General features: G+C 67.7%; 16 protein-coding genes. 6 read left to right on the top strand and 10 right to left on the bottom strand.

Going from position 1 to position 14,573, the window contains the following annotated elements; genetic code table 11:
* Positions 1–5: 5 nt before the first annotated feature.
* On the bottom strand, positions 6–179 hold the full coding sequence (locus tag ACWEVR_RS21845) for a CsbD family protein (protein ID WP_452468472.1): 174 nt from the start codon (positions 177–179) through the stop codon (positions 6–8).
* Positions 180–307: 128 nt separating this feature from the next.
* Positions 308–1,327, bottom strand: a complete 1,020-nt coding sequence (locus ACWEVR_RS21840; RefSeq protein ID WP_452468471.1) for a glutathione S-transferase family protein — start codon at positions 1,325–1,327, stop codon at positions 308–310.
* 178 nt (positions 1,328–1,505) lie between these two features.
* Here ACWEVR_RS21840 and ACWEVR_RS21835 point away from each other — a divergent pair, with 178 nt between their 5' ends.
* From ACWEVR_RS21835 to ACWEVR_RS21825, 3 genes are read left to right on the top strand one after another with little or no spacing between them, the layout of a single operon-like run.
* On the top strand, positions 1,506–2,945 hold the full coding sequence (locus ACWEVR_RS21835) for a Y4yA family PLP-dependent enzyme (protein ID WP_452468470.1): 1,440 nt from the start codon (positions 1,506–1,508) through the stop codon (positions 2,943–2,945).
* On the top strand, positions 2,942–4,261 hold the full coding sequence (locus tag ACWEVR_RS21830) for a pyridoxal-phosphate dependent enzyme (RefSeq protein ID WP_452468469.1): 1,320 nt from the start codon (positions 2,942–2,944) through the stop codon (positions 4,259–4,261). The genes ACWEVR_RS21835 and ACWEVR_RS21830 overlap by 4 nt, the downstream gene beginning before the upstream one ends.
* Positions 4,262–4,264: 3 nt before the next feature.
* Positions 4,265–5,467 carry an aminotransferase class V-fold PLP-dependent enzyme gene (locus ACWEVR_RS21825; RefSeq protein WP_452468468.1) on the top strand — a complete coding sequence of 401 codons (1,203 nt, stop codon included), beginning with the start codon at positions 4,265–4,267 and terminating at the stop codon, positions 5,465–5,467.
* A gap of 58 nt (positions 5,468–5,525) precedes the next feature.
* On the opposite strand, the gene ACWEVR_RS21820 is transcribed toward ACWEVR_RS21825, so the two are convergent.
* The gene (locus ACWEVR_RS21820) at positions 5,526–6,392 is read right to left on the bottom strand and encodes a class I SAM-dependent methyltransferase (RefSeq protein ID WP_452468467.1); all 867 of its coding nucleotides are present in this window, start codon (positions 6,390–6,392) and stop codon (positions 5,526–5,528) included.
* A gap of 154 nt (positions 6,393–6,546) precedes the next feature.
* On the opposite strand from ACWEVR_RS21820, the gene ACWEVR_RS21815 reads away from it, so the two are divergent.
* A complete protein-coding gene (locus ACWEVR_RS21815; protein ID WP_452468466.1) occupies positions 6,547–7,599 on the top strand; it encodes a hypothetical protein in 1,053 nt (350 codons plus the stop codon).
* Between the two features lie 25 nt (positions 7,600–7,624).
* Here ACWEVR_RS21815 and ACWEVR_RS21810 read toward each other — a convergent pair whose 3' ends face one another.
* Positions 7,625–8,176 carry a TetR family transcriptional regulator gene (locus ACWEVR_RS21810; protein WP_452468465.1) on the bottom strand — a complete coding sequence of 184 codons (552 nt, stop codon included), beginning with the start codon at positions 8,174–8,176 and terminating at the stop codon, positions 7,625–7,627.
* Between the two features lie 34 nt (positions 8,177–8,210).
* The gene (locus tag ACWEVR_RS21805; protein ID WP_452468464.1) at positions 8,211–8,726 is read right to left on the bottom strand and encodes a hypothetical protein; all 516 of its coding nucleotides are present in this window, start codon (positions 8,724–8,726) and stop codon (positions 8,211–8,213) included.
* A gap of 71 nt (positions 8,727–8,797) precedes the next feature.
* Here ACWEVR_RS21805 and ACWEVR_RS21800 point away from each other — a divergent pair, with 71 nt between their 5' ends.
* Positions 8,798–9,190: a PPOX class F420-dependent oxidoreductase gene (locus ACWEVR_RS21800; protein WP_452468463.1), complete on the top strand. Its 393-nt coding sequence runs from the start codon at positions 8,798–8,800 to the stop codon at positions 9,188–9,190.
* Positions 9,191–9,245: 55 nt separating this feature from the next.
* Positions 9,246–9,749 carry a flavin reductase family protein gene (locus ACWEVR_RS21795; RefSeq protein ID WP_452468462.1) on the top strand — a complete coding sequence of 168 codons (504 nt, stop codon included), beginning with the start codon at positions 9,246–9,248 and terminating at the stop codon, positions 9,747–9,749.
* Positions 9,750–9,798: 49 nt separating this feature from the next.
* Here the strand turns inward: ACWEVR_RS21795 and katG are convergent, their stop codons facing one another.
* From katG to ACWEVR_RS21770, 5 genes are all read right to left on the bottom strand, one after another.
* On the bottom strand, positions 9,799–12,027 hold the full coding sequence (gene katG, locus ACWEVR_RS21790) for a catalase/peroxidase HPI (protein ID WP_452468461.1): 2,229 nt from the start codon (positions 12,025–12,027) through the stop codon (positions 9,799–9,801).
* A gap of 29 nt (positions 12,028–12,056) precedes the next feature.
* The gene (locus ACWEVR_RS21785) at positions 12,057–12,470 is read right to left on the bottom strand and encodes a Fur family transcriptional regulator (RefSeq protein WP_174552199.1); all 414 of its coding nucleotides are present in this window, start codon (positions 12,468–12,470) and stop codon (positions 12,057–12,059) included.
* 76 nt (positions 12,471–12,546) lie between these two features.
* Positions 12,547–13,155, bottom strand: coding sequence for a class I SAM-dependent methyltransferase (locus ACWEVR_RS21780; protein ID WP_452468460.1), 609 nt, complete (start codon positions 13,153–13,155; stop codon positions 12,547–12,549).
* Between the two features lie 41 nt (positions 13,156–13,196).
* Entirely contained in the window at positions 13,197–13,970 is a 774-nt protein-coding gene (locus ACWEVR_RS21775) for a GTP pyrophosphokinase (protein ID WP_452468459.1), read from the bottom strand.
* A gap of 36 nt (positions 13,971–14,006) precedes the next feature.
* Positions 14,007–14,309 carry a hypothetical protein gene (locus tag ACWEVR_RS21770; protein WP_452468458.1) on the bottom strand — a complete coding sequence of 101 codons (303 nt, stop codon included), beginning with the start codon at positions 14,307–14,309 and terminating at the stop codon, positions 14,007–14,009.
* Positions 14,310–14,573 lie beyond the last annotated feature (264 nt).

Here is a 14,573-nt window from a genome sequence, read left to right as displayed (position 1 = left end):
AGGTGTCAGTGGCGGAAGGCGTCCTTGGCCTTCTCGCCCGCGTCCTTGAGGTTGGCCTTGGTCTGATCGGTTTTGCCCTCGTGCTCCAGGTAGCGGTCGTCGGTCGACTTGCCCGCCGCTTCCTTGGCCTTGCCGATGAGCTCCTCGGCCTTGTGCTTCGCCTTGTCCGCGAGACTCACAGTTCGTTCCTTCCAGACAGATCGCTCGGTCAGCGTCGGTGACCGTGGGCCGTCCGTTGGACCCACTGAGCGCATACCCCGGTTTCGGAAAGACAATCAGGCGCAACCATTTTCATTGGTGGGGCTGGTCACTCCGTGATCGCGGGTACCTGTTCGCCGGGATGGGGCGGGGGCGGTGGGGTGCCGTCGCCGAAGGGGCGGCCGCCCAGTTCCTCGCGGTGGTGCGGGGTGAGCCAGTTCGACAGGTCCGGACCCTTCGGGACGATGCCGGTGGGATTGATGTCGCGGTGCACCACGTAGTAGTGCTCCTTGATCTGGCCGAAGTCGATGGTGTCGCCGAAGCCGGGTGTCTGGAACAGGTCGCGGGCGTAGGCCCACAGCACCGGCCTCTCGCTGAGCTTGGTGCGGTTGCACTTGAAGTGCCCGTGATAGACCGGATCGAAGCGGGCCAGGGTGGTGAACAGTCGCACGTCGGCTTCGGTGATGGTGTCGCCGACGAGGTAGCGCTGGGTCCGCAACCGCTCGCTCACCCGGTCGAGTGCGGCGAAGAGCCGGTCGTAGGCCGCGTCGTAGGCGTCCTGCGCCCCGGCGAAACCGCAGCGGTACACGCCGTTGTTGATCTCGGTGAACACTTCTCGGTTGATCGCGTCGATCTCGTCGCGCAACGGTTCGGGATACAGCTGCGGCGCGCCCGGTCGGTGATAGGCGCTCCACTCGGTGGAGAAATCGAGAGTGATCTGGGCGTAGTCGTTGGTGACCACCTGCCCGGTCGCGATCTCGACCATCGCGGGCACGGTGATCCCACGCGGATAGTCCGGGAACCGGGCCAGGTAGGCGTCACGCAGGCGATGGATACCGAGCACCGGATCGACGCCGCCCGGGTCGAGGTCGAAGGTCCAGCTGAGTTTGTCGTGGGTCGGCCCGCACAGGCCGAGTGACAGCACCGGCTCGAGCCCGAGCAGGCGACGCACGATCAGGGTGCGGTTGGCCCACGGGCAGGCCCGGGCCGCGACCAAGCGGTAGCGGCCGGGCTCGACGGGGTAGCCGTCGCGGCCGTCGGCGGTGATGCGTGTGGTGATGTAGTTGGTGTCGCGGCGGAACTCGCCCTTCTCGACGTAGCTGCCCGCACCGGCGTCGGCATCGCTCATCGGGTCAGTGTCGCATATCGGACGGGCGAAACCGGTCACCTGCGGGCGGTGGTGGCTACCCTGGAAATCGAACCTGTTGTGGCGCAGTGACGCTCGCCGGCTTGTGTGGGAAAGGGGTCGGGGACATGATGTCCTAGCGAAAATCATTGTCAACAAACGTGGCTCGGATGGGGGCAGTGTGGAACCGGACCTGGTCTTGACGCCGCGAATCGGTGGGTCGCTTCGCGCGGTACTCGACACTCCCGGCAGGCTCGCGGAGCTGGTGGCCGCGCTCGGATCGCCACTGAATGTGGTTGTGCCACAACAACTGGAGGAGAACGCGGCGAGCTACCGCGCCGTGTACGGCGCGCACCGGCTGAGCGGGAACATCTTCTTCGCGCACAAGGCGAACCGGTCGAGCGCGATCGTCCGCGCGCTGGCGGCGGGGGAGTGCGGAATCGACGTGGCCTCGCTCGGGGAGCTGCGGCACGCGCTCGAGTGCGGATTCACCGGCGACCGCATCATGGCGACCGGTCCCAAGGACCGGGAATTCCTGTGGCTCGCCGCACGGGTCGGCGCGGTCGTCAACGCCGACTCCCGCGAGGAGCTCGCCGAGCTGGCCCGGCTGGTCACCGGTTCGGGGTTGCCGCGAACCCGAGTGATGATCCGGCTGTCGGCGTTCGACTCGCCCGGGGTGACCATTGCCAGCAGACGCAGCCGTTTCGGGCTGCACATCCGCGAACTGCCCTCGGCCCTCGACCTTCTCGACCGACATCGCGACGCCCTCGACCTGCGTGGCATGGCCTACCACCTCGACACCACCGGCCTCGACGAGAAGGCCCTGGCCCTGGAAGGGTGCCTGCTGGCGATGCGGGAAGCCCAGATCAGGGGATTCACCCCAACCGCGATCGATATCGGCGGCGGTTTCGGTGTGAGCTACCTGCGTGACCGTGCCGAATGGCACCGCTACACCACCGAACTCGGCAACGCGGTGCTCGGTACGCGCCCAGCCTTGACCTGGCATAGTCACGGTTACGGCCTGCGCGCAGAGGCGGGCACGCTACGCGGCACCCTCGGCCTCTATCCCGCCCATCGCGAACTCGCCGGTGCGGACTACCTGGACGAACTGCTGCGCCGCGAATCGCCCTCGCTGGGCCGAACATTGGCCACCCTGCTGCTGGAAAACCTCTACGACCTGCACATCGAGCCCGGTCGCTCGCTGACCGACCAATGCGGCCTCACCCTTGCCCTGGTCTCGGAGGTGCGCACCACCGAGGAGGGCGAAATTCTGGTCCGGGTTGCCGCGAATTCCCGTGACATCAGCGCCGAACACCATGCGGTGCTGATGGATCCGGTGCTGCTGCCCGAACGCGCCGGCGAGCCGGTCGGTGTGTACCTCACGGGCAATCTCTGTCTCGAAGAGGACTTCATCACCCGCCGCGAAGTCACCCTGGCGCGCACTCCGGTGCCGGGTGATCTGCTCGCGTTCGTGAACACGGCGGGCTACTTCATGGATTTCGCGGCCGATTCCGCGCTGATGCAACCGGTCGCCCGCACGATCGCGGTCCGCCCCGGCGCGGACGGGTGGACGTGGTGCCTGGATGAACAGTATTGGCCCGTGGAAGGGAACCGCGCATGAAGTACGACAGCATTCTCGACGTCATCGGGGACACACCGCTGGTCCGGATCGATCCGGCCGTACACGGGCTCACCAATATCGACCTCTACGCGAAGATGGAGATGCTCAACCCGTTCGGTTCGGTGAAGGACCGTCCGGCCTGGAACATGGTGCGCGACGGCCTGTCCCGAGCCGTGGAACAGGGTGACGCGGTGGTCGAGTTGTCCAGCGGCAACACCGCCAAGGCGCTGGCGGTGATCGCGGCGATGCACGGACTGCCGTTCAAGAGCGTCACCAACCGCATGAAGGTGCCCGAGATCAAAGAGCTGCTGCTGTTGCTCGGCGCCCGCATCGAGGAGCTGCCGGGCCAGACCGAATGCCTCGACCCGACCGACACCGAAGACCCGCTCAGCCGCATGTACCGGATGCTGTCCGAGGACGGCGGCGGCTACCTGCACACCGATCAGTACTTCAACACCCGCAACCTCGACGCGCACCGCACCGGGACCGCGCCGGAGATCATCAAGGACCTCGACGGCGCGGGCCCCGACATCTTCGTCGCCTGTATCGGCACCGCCGGCTCCTCGACGGGGGTGGCGGGTGTGCTGCGCGAACACAATCCGGCGGTATCGGTGATCGGGCTGGTCGCCGACAAGTCCGATTTCATCCCCGGCATCCGCAATATCGACGAAATCAACGAGGTCGGCCTGTTCGACCCGGACAACTACGACACCATCGACGCGGTGACCTCGCAGGAGGCGATCGAGGGCATGCTCACCCTCAACCGCCGCTGCGGGATCCTCGGCGGGCCGACGGCGGGCGCCGCCTACTTCGGGGCGCTGCGTCATCTGCGGACCGTCGACGCGGAGCTCACCGAGCGGCGCACCGCCGTGTTCATCGTGTGCGATCGGGTGGAGAGCTATCTCAGCTATGTGCGCAAGCGCAGGCCCGATCTGCTCGAGCAACCGGTGCGCCCGAATTCGGTGAGCACGGTGACCGACGCCGAGATCGCCGCCGTGGCGACCGTCGACGTGGACCAGGCGCGTGAGTGGATCGCCCGGGACCGGCCGGTGGTCGTCGACCTACGCGGTTCCTTCGCCTACGGCGCCGTCCACATCGAGGGGTCGATCAATATCGTCGACGAGCTGTTCGACGAACTCGTCCACGGCGGGCTGCCGTTCGGTGCGGGCACTCCGGTGCTGCTCGTGTGCCCGGTCGGTGAGAAGTCCGCGCGCTACGCGGCCCTGCTCACCCGGATGGGGCACCGGGACGCGCGGAGTCTGCGCGGCGGTGTCGTGGCCTGGCGCGACGCCGGCGCACCGCTGGTCAGGGACTGAGCCATGACCGACGACGTTCTCGACCGGCTGGCCGACTGGCAGGCCGGACTACGCGCACAGTTCCCGATTCTCACGCGCAATCCCGACGTGGCCTATCTCGACAGCGCGGCCACGACCCAGAAACCGGCCGCGGTGCTCGACGCGGTCACCGATTTCCTCACCACCGGCAATGCCAATGTCGGGCGCGGCTCGTATCCGTGGGCGACCGCGACGACCAGCCGCATCGAGCGTGCCCGCGATCGGGTCCGAATCGCCCTGGGCGACACCACGACCGGTTCCTCGGTGGAGTTCGTCGGCGGCACGAGTCACGGATTGCGGGCGGTGGCGCAGGACTGGTTGGCCGATCAGCTCCTCGACGGTGACGAGATCATCGTCCCCTTCGGTGACCACGAAGCCAATCTGCGTCCCTGGCTGGACATGCGAGACGACTTGGCGCGCGGTGGTATTCGCGTGCGCATCGTCGCGATGCCGGTCGATCCGGCCTCCGGTGACTACGACCACCGGGCCCTGCCGTCGGTGGTCACCGACCGCACCCGCTTCGTCGCCGTCACCCACGTGCATCACGTCTTCGGTGTCGACATGAACGTGCACCGGGTCCGCGAGGCGGTGGGACCCGACGTGCCGATCTGTCTCGACGCCGCGCAGAGCGTCGGGCACCGGCCGGTGTCGGTCGCCGACCTCGATGTGGATTTCGTGGTGTTCTCCGGGCACAAGATGCTGGCGCTGCCCGGCATCGGGGCGGTGTGGGCGCGCAATCGACGTGGCCCGCGCTTCGCGCTACGCGGGTGGGAGGGGACGCCGAACACGGCGGGCATCGTCAGCATGGCCGCCGCCTTCGACTGGCTCGATGCCGCCGGAACGGCCGAGATCGGCGCCTGGACAAGCGCTTTGACCCTGCGACTCACCGACGGGTTGGCCAGGCTGCCCGGAGTGCGGGTGCTCGGCTGTCAGGACAGTCTCACCGCCGAATCGACCGTGCAGCGGCGCGAGGCGCTGGTGACCTTCCGGCATCGCGCGGTGCGCTCCGACGATTTGGGCTTCGTGCTCGCCGACGAGGGGATCATGGTGCGCGCCGACGGGCACTGCCAGGCGGGCCGTGATTCCGACGACCACGCCGTGCGGGTGAGTGTGCACGTCTACAACACCCCCGGCGAGATCGACCGGGTGCTCGAGGTGGTGCGGCGGTGCGAGGGAATGAGCAGCTGAGCGGGTCCGGGCGGCGTGCGGCCCCGAAGGCGCTGCAGGGGTGAGCAGTTGAGCGGGGTCAGGCGGGGGTGCGGCCTCGGAAAGCGGTGCGCGCGCTGAGGAGGGCGATGTCGTCGCGGGTGCCCAGCCAGTGCTCGTCGTGCGGGTCGAGGAGTCGCTGCCAGACCGCCGTGTCGGCGTCATCGAGGTACGGTGCCGCCCGGCGCACCCGAGCGGCGAATTCGTCGAGCACGACCCGGCGGACTTCGGTGGACAGGGGAGCGGGCAGGTCGACCAGTGCCGTCGAGGCGGTGACGTCGAGGAGACCGGCGTCGGCGAGAATCGTGGTCCAGGCGCGGCGCGGCCGCACCGCTGCCGGGCGGTCGAAGAACCAGCGTGTGAACTGCTGATCGTGCGCCTGGTCGAGCCGGACCTCCAGGCCAGGCCTGCCGAATCCGATGTCCCACGGCAAGCAGCGGGTGGGCAGACCGCCCTCGGCGATGCCGAGGACGCCGCCGGGTCGGAGTAGCCCGGTGAGGGACCGGACGGCCGCGTCCCAGTCGTGCGCGTGGTGCACACACCAGGACGACCAGACCACGTCGGCCGGTTCGGGTAGTGGTGGTGCGCCGTCCTCGAGATCGTGCAATACCGCGCGGACCCGGTTGCTGACCCCGGCCGCGCGCGCGGCCTCGATGGTCAGCTCGAGCATGGCCGGATCGAGGTCCACCGCGTATACGCGCCCCGCCGCACCGACAGCCCGGGCCAACGCGACGGTCGACGTTCCCGCCCCCGGCCCCACATCGACGACAACCTGGCCCGGCGTGACCGCCAACGGCTCGAGCAACGCCAGCGTCGCGTCGAGGAATACGGCCTCGGCCGCGGCCGGTTCCCCGGTCGAGGTCCCGGTCCCCGCACGCCCCCCGCGGCGCTCATGAATGATCGTCATAGCGCACATGCTACTGAACATCATTTTCAACTCGAATGGGGACACGCCGATCGGGAATCGGCGGTGGCGGCAATCGGTGCTTGGCGATGAATCAACAACCCCTGCAACAGCTTCCACCGAGAAGCTGTCGGTACCCCGGCCTACTGTGCTCGGTATGGAGCTCCTGCCCGACACCCGCTTGACCGAGCTGTTCGCGCGGCTGCGCGCCGCCGATTTCCGTGACTGCACGCGCACCGACATCGAACGCGCCTGTCGCGCGATGGGCGGCACACTCGCGAGCGACGGCTCGGTCGACATTCCCGACATGCCCGCAGGCACCCATACCTTCGGCGACGACGATCCCTACGACGAGAACAAGCCGTGCCGACTGTTCTCCGTTCCCCTCGCGAAGATCGAGCCCGAACAGTTCCGCACCTACCTCGATCGCGCGGTGGCGGCGTGGGGTGAGCCCAGCTGGTACAGCGGCCTCTCGGAGGATCTCGACGTCGGCTGGATCTACGGGCCGACGCTGTACACCCTCGAACTGGCGACCGACGGAGACCTCGAGCTGGGTATCCGTTCGGTCGAGGTCGACGGGAACCGCCGATGGTGGAACTGGAAAACGCAATACCACTACCCGGAATTCCTCGACGAGGACGACTGGGTTCCCGCCGACGAGCACGACCTGGAGCACACCAGCGCCGACGACTACGAGGTCGACTACACGTGGTCCGCGGGATCGTCCGGTCGCGGGGCCGAAGTGTGGAGCGTGTACACCCTCGCGCACCTGCGTGGCCTGCTCACCGACCTCGTGACCAGCCTCCATCTCGCGATGCGCGCCCTCGGCCCGGGCCCGCAACCCCTGGTGCTCGACTTCTACGACCTCGAGCAGTCCCCGGATCGTCAGGTGCGATTCACCCTGTCTTCCAATGAGATCCGCGTATCCGCTGCGGTCACCGATGCCACGCGCCACCACCTGGCCGCCCTCGGCTTCACTGATCGCCCCGATGGCACCGCGCTGCGCTGCTGGTCCGACGTGTCAACCGATGCCCGCGCCGCCGCGACCGTCACCACGGTCCTGCTGGACCGGCTCGGCCTCGGCACCGAGTACCTCACCATGCGCGAATCGGGTGACCCACTGTCGATTCCGGGTTTCTCGGTCGACCTGGACGTGGACTTGGTCGATCCCGACGAGGACGAGGACGACGACGAAGAAGACGACTTCTAGCCCGCCACGGTTTCGTCCGTGCGTGTCATAGGAGGCGGTGCACGGCCTCGATGACGGCGCGGCGGCGGTCGTCGGTGGTCTCGGCTTCGGAAGCCGGCACGCCGGCGGCATTGCCCGGAGTCCAGGCGAGCGCGATGCTCAGGACCAGCGTCAGCAGTGTGGCGGGTGAGAAGCCGGAGCCGATGTTGTTCGCCTTCTGTACGGCGGCAAGCGCTTCCAGCTTCACCTCGCGCGCCGGCGTCGCGCCTGCGGGGTTCTGATCGCCGCGCTCGAGGCGGTGCCAGGTGGCGAGCCGGATGACTTCGGGATGGGCTCGGCAGTAGTCGAATAGTCGCCCGGCGTACTCGGGGAGGTCGTCCGCGGTGAAGGGAACCGAGTCGAGACCGTGGGTGACATGGGCATCGAAGACGGCGTCGAAGAGTTGATCTTTGCTGCAGAAATAGATGTAGATGAGGTTCTTGTTGGCTGCGGCGGCCTTGGCGATCCGGTCCACCCGGGCTCCGGCGATGCCATATGTCGCGAACTCCTCGGTGGCCGCCTGGAGGATGCGTGCCTTGGTGGCCTCGGCTCGGGACATGGGGTCATCGTAGTTCCGTGGATTATCGGCGGTGTCATCCGATTCCGAAGAAGACCAGGACCGCGTCGGAGGAAACCAGCAGCACGGTGCACCACACGGTGACTCCGGTCATCAGCCAGCCGATGAGTCGTCGGCGCGGGATTCCCAGCGCGGCACCGAGCATGGCCGAGCCCCAGGTGCCGAAAAGAGCGGGCCCGAGTATGCCGAAACCCGGGACGCCGAACCGGGCGAGGACGCGCCGTGCCCGCTGCCCCGCGGCGCCGGACAGCCGGCCCTCCGCCGCGAGCTCGCCGATGTCGATCGAAGCCCCTACTTGATTCCGTGTTGTCGAATTGCCCTGCAGCGCAGCTGATTTCCAGCGGACAGGCCACGTCTGCCAGGCCAGTCCGACGCGCTCCATGGCGACCACCGCGAAGACGACACAGCACGCCGCGCCCAGTATCACCGCCAACAGGGCGATCGGACCGGGCAAGGACAGCGAAAGACCGACGGGAATCGCGGGGGTGCCCAAGACGAACCCCGCGAGAAAAGCCCAAACGAATCGCACCACGCGGCTTCCTTCTGTTGCTGATCATCGAGCGGCTCGATGCCGCAAACTAACTAACTGGTTAGTATCTTGGCATGGATCACCTCGACACGATGCTCGACGACTTGTCCACCGGTAAATATCTGCTGCTCACCACATTTCGCCGCGACGGCACGCCGGTTCCCACGCCGGTCTGGGTGATGCGCGACGGGACGGCGCTGGCGGTATGGAGCGCGGCGGACACCGGAAAGGTGAAGCGAATCCGCAACAGCGGTCGGGTGACGGTCTGCTCCTGTGACTGGCGCGGCAAGCCGCTCGGCGTCCCCGTGCCCGGGTTCGCCGAGGTACTGACGCCCGGCGAAAGTGCGCACTTCACCGGTCTGATGAAGCGCAAGTACGGCCTGGTCGCTCGCATCGGGCTGGCGGGCAGCGCGCTGCGCGGTGGCTCCGAGCGCATGGCGGGCATCCGCATCCGGCTCGAGCGATGATCGGTGTGAATTCCGCGCGTCATCGACCGTGACGAGCAGTTCTACACTCGACCCCATGTCTGCCGACAACGACCCCACAGGCTCCTTCGACGCGGTGATCTCGGCCGCGGACGCGCCCGTCTGGATCGTCACCACCAGCGCGCACGGCCATCGCGCGGGCTGCCTCGTCGGGTTCGCCACGCAGGTGAGTATCGAGCCGCGTCGGTTCCTCGTCGGTTTGTCCAAGAGCAACCGCACCTACGAGACAGCCACCACCGCAACACATCTCGCCGTGCATCTGATCGCGGCGCGGCATTTCGAGGTGGCCGGGCTGTTCGCCACCACGACCGGGGACGACACCGACAAGTTCGCCAGATGTGACTGGCACACCGGTCCGCACGGGCTGCCGATCCTCACCAGTGCGGCCGGCTGGTTCGCGGGGGAGATCCTCGAGCGCATCGACCTCGGCGACCATCTCGGCGTGCTTCTCGCGCCCGTCGCGGCCGAAGCGCCGTCGACCGACCACGCGATCCTGCACCTGAGCGCGGTCGCCGAATTGAAGCCGGGTCACCCCGCCTGAACACGACAACGGCCCGGAACCGTGGTGGGTTCCGGGCCGTCGGCGGGGATCAGCGCAGGTCGAACCGGTCGTTGTCGACCACCTTGACCCAGGCGTCGACGAAGTCCCGCACGAACTTCTCGCCCGCGTCGCTCTGGGCGTACACCTCCGAGACCGCGCGCAGCACCGAATGCGAGCCGAACACGAGGTCGTTGGCCGTGGCCGTCCAGCGCTTGGCTCCGGTCTTGCGATCGAAGCCCTCGTAGACGTTCTCGCCCGACTCGGCCGGCTTCCACTCGGTGTTCTGGTCGAGCAGATTCACGAAGAAGTCGGTGGACAGCACCCCCGGGCGATCGGTGAACACACCGTGCGAGCTGCCACCGTGGTTGGCACCGAGCGCACGCAGGCCGCCGACCAGCACGGTCATCTGCGGTGCGGTCACATCGAGCATGTACGCGCGGTCGAGCAGCAGACGCTCGAGCGGCGCCTTCTCACCCGGACGCACGTAGTTGCGGAAACCGTCGGCGCGCGGCTCGAGCACGGCGAACGACTCGACGTCGGTGGACTCCTGGGTGGCGTCGGTGCGTCCCGGGTGGAACGGCACCGTCACCGTGTGACCGGCGTCCTGGGCGGCCTTCTCGACCGCCGCGGAACCCGCGAGGACGATCAGGTCGGCCAGCGAGATCTTCTTGCCACCGGTGGCCGAGGCGTTGAAGTCCTGCTGGATGCGCTCGAGCACCTCGAGCACCTTGGCCAGCTCGGCCGGCTCGTTGATCTCCCAGTCGCGCTGCGGTTCCAGCCGGATGCGGGCACCGTTGGCGCCGCCGCGCTTGTCGGTGCTGCGGAAGCTGGCCGCCGACGCCCACGCCGTCTTGACCAGCTGGGCGACGGTGAGACCGGAGTCGAGCACGGTGCGCTTGAGCGCCGCGACATCGTTGTCGTCGACCAGTTCGTGGTCGACGGCCGGGACCGGGTCCTGCCACAGCTGCGGCTCGGCCACCCACGGGCCGAGGTAGCGGCTCAGCGGACCCATGTCGCGGTGCAGCAGCTTGTACCAGGCCTTGGCGAAGGCCTCGGCCAGCTCCTCGGGATGATCGAGCCAGCGCCGGGTGATCTCACCGTAGATCGGGTCCTCGCGCAGGGCCAGGTCGGTGGTGAGCATCGTCGGCGTGCGGGCCGGACCGCCGAACGGATCGGGGATGAGTCCTTCGCCCGCACCGTCTTTCGGCTTCCACTGCCACGCGCCCGCGGGGCTCTTGGTGAGTTCCCATTCGAAGCCGTACAGATTCTTCAGGAAGCCGTTGCTCCACTGGGTGGGTGTCGCGGTCCAGACGACCTCGAGCCCACTGGTGATGGCGTCCTTGCCCTTGCCGGTACCGAAGGAACTCTTCCAGCCGAGACCCTGCTGCTCGATCGGGGCGGCCTCGGGCTCGGGTCCGACCAGGCTCGCGTCACCCGCGCCGTGGGTCTTGCCGAAGCTGTGCCCGCCGACGATCAGCGCCGCGGTCTCCTCGTCGTTCATGGCCATCCGGCCGAAGGTCTCGCGGATGTCGCGGGCCGCCGCTACCGGGTCGGGCCTGCCGTTGGGGCCTTCCGGATTGACGTAGATCAGGCCCATCTGCACCGCACCGAGCGGTCCGGAGAGCTCGCGGTCACCGCTGTAGCGCTCGTCGCCGAGCCAGGTGTCTTCCGGGCCCCAGAACATCTCTTCGGGCTCCCAGATGTCGGGGCGGCCGAAGCCGAAGCCGAAGGTCTGGAAGCCCATCGACTCCAGCGCGACATTGCCCGTGAACACCAGGAGGTCGGCCCAGGAGATCTTGTTGCCGTACTTCTGCTTCACCGGCCACAGCAGCCTGCGCGCCTTGTCGAGATTGGCGTTGTCGGGCCAGCTGTTGAGTGGGGCGAAGCGCTGGGCGCCCTGCCCGCCGCCGCCGCGGCCGTCGGCGATCCGGTAGGTACCGGCCGCATGCCAGCTCATCCGGATGAACAGGCCGCCGTAGTTGCCGTAGTCGGCGGGCCACCAGTCCTGGGAGTCGGTGAGGACCGCGGCGATGTCGGCCTTGAGCGCCTCGACGTCGAGCTGTGCGAATTCCTTCGCGTAGTCGAAGTCCTCGCCGAGCGGGTTGGACTTCGACGAGTGCGCGTGCAGGACCGAGACGTCGATCTGCTCGGGCCACCAGTCCTGATTGGTCAGCGGGCGATGCGCCTTGGGCTCGGGCGAGGGGATCGCGGGGTTCTCGCTCTCGCTGGTGCTCGAGGTCTCGGTGTCAGGAGCGGGTGGGCGGCTATCGGAGGTCACGATATTCCTTCCTGGACGGGTGGTGCGGACTACTCGTTAGGGGTGGACGGTGCGTGCGCGCAGTCGGGGCACAGGCCCCAGTAGATGACCTCGGCTTCATCGATGGCGAAGCCGTGGTCGTCGGCCGCGGTGAGACAGGGTGCTTCGCCGACCTGGCAGTCGACGTCGAAGATCGCGCCGCAGTCCCGGCAGATGAGGTGGTGATGGTTGTCACCGACGCGCGACTCGTATCGGGCGACCAGGCCGCGTGGCTGGATGCAGCGCAGCAGGCCGGCGCCGGTCAGGGTGCGCAGCGAGTCGTAGACCGCCTGGTGGGACACACCGGGCAGTCGCGAGCGGACCGCCCGGATCACCGAATCGGTATCGGCGTGCGGGTGTTCGTGCACAGCGCCGAGCACCGCGACACGCGGAGCTGTGACGCGCAGTGAAACTCCCCGCAGCATCTGCTGGAATTCCTGGTCCGTCGGCACGCCACGAGTCTTCCCCGTTTTCTTGAATCAGTCAAGTATTTGTTCCGGGTCAGGTTCGTGAGAACACCGCGACGAGGAAGTCGGAGTCGTCGCGGAAGGGGCGCAGGTCCCAGGTGGACAGCATGAGATCGGTTGTGAGACCGGCTTTTTCGGTGTCGTCGAGGAAATCGGCGAACTCGTAACCGCGCTCGGCGCCGAAGCCGGTGATCAGGCGGCCCGCGGGTGCGAGATGGCGGGCGAAGCCCTCGAGCACCGCGATCCGGGTGGATGGCGCGAGGAAGGTGAGCACATTGCCCGCGCACACGATGGCGTCGAAATCGCGGGTGGGCAGATCCAGTTCGGCGAGGTCGCCGACGAGCCAGGTGGGGCCGGGGTGATCGGCGCGCGCGGCGTCGATGAGCACCGGGTCCACATCGACACCGACCACGGTGTGCCCCGCGTCGTACAGGTAGCCGCCGATCCGGCCGGGTCCGCACCCCGCGTCGAGCACGCGCGCGCCACGTCCGAGCATGGCGTCGACCAGCCGCGCCTCACCGACGATGTCGGTGCCCTCGGCCGCGAGGGTGCGGAATCGTTGCACGTACCTCGCCGAATGCGACGGGTCGGCGGCGACGATCTCCTCCCACTGACTGGGCGTGCGGTCCTTCGATGCGCTCATGATCGACTCCTCCTGCGGCCGACCCTAGCGCGATTCACGGACTAGGCGCGGAGATCTCCGGGAAATGGCCGGCTGGTGAGGCTGTGATAGAGCACGCTCAGGTCGAGGGCGTCTCCGGCGGCGGTTTTGGGCTCGGCGGCTCGATCGACCTGGCGGTGCAGCGCTTCCATCTTCTCGTCGAGCTGGGTGGCCGCCTCGGCTGCCTGGGCGAGGTCGCTGCGCAGGTTCGGCGGCACCTCACCCCGGTATTTGTAATAGATCTTGTGCTCGAGGCTGGCCCAGAAATCCATGGCGATGGTCCGGATCTGGATCTCCACCGGGACCCGCTGGGTGTGCCCGGCGCGAAACACCGGGATCGACACGATCAGGTGCAGGCTCTGGTACCCGTTGGGCTTGCGGTGGGTGATGTAGTCGCGCTCCTCGAGCACGGTGATGTCGGCCTGGCTGACCAGCAGGTCCCGGATTGTGGCGATATCGGAGATGAAGCTGCACACCACCCGCACACCGGCGATGTCGAGCACGTTCTCGCGGATGGCGGCCAGGTTCATCTCGTAGTTCTTGCGGCGCACCTTCTCGAGCACGCTCTCGGGCGACTTCAGCCGCGAGCCGACGTGCTCGATGGGGTTGTAGGCGTGGGTGTTGTTGAAGTCCTCACGCAGGATGTTGATCTTGGTGGTGACCTCGTCGATGGCGAACTTGTACCCGAGCATGAAGTCGACGAACTGGTCGCGCAGCGCGCGCACGTCGTCGACATCGACCAGTTGCCCGTTGGATGCCGAGCCGGTGTCGGGTTGCCAGGGTTTCACCCCGACCATTGTGCCCGTTACGTCGCCGACGGCCCCGCGGGGGCGTCAGAGCCCCGGTTCGTCCTCGTCGAGCAGATGGTGGTTGAGCTGGGCGAATCCCCACGCTGCCAGGGCGGTGAAGCAGGCGATGTAGAGCAGGTAGGCGGTGAGGACGAGCACGATGCCGTAGTCGTGCATCCAGTGCCCCAGGGGGAACACCGCGAGTGTGCCGAGGCCGAGCATCACCACCGAGGTGCCGAGGGCGGGCAGCGCGAGAGGGGTGAGGTCGGTGCGTTTCGGTTCCGGCGCGGGAGTGGGTTCCGGGCGAGCGATCTCGGGGCAGCGGTCGGGTTGTGCATCGGTGATCATCGAGAATTCCTCGCGTTCGGGCTCGAAATATCAACGGGGGCAGCGGGAGTGGGGCGTCGGCGGTGACGCGCGAGGATCGCCACCCGCCGATGGGCGGTGACCCGTCATGTATTCGGTCCTGCGGGCGGATGGGATGGGACCGATCTGCGTGTCGCAATTTTCCAGCTAAATCGTGTCACTGAGCATGGAAGCGGTGGTCTCGTGGCATGGAGTGAGCTTCAGCGCTCGTCGGCACCACCGCGCCAGCTATGTTTTGGCACACCG

It is taken from the genome of Nocardia sp. NPDC003979 (assembly GCF_053605015.1).
This window is presented reverse-complemented; position numbering and strand designations above follow the sequence as displayed.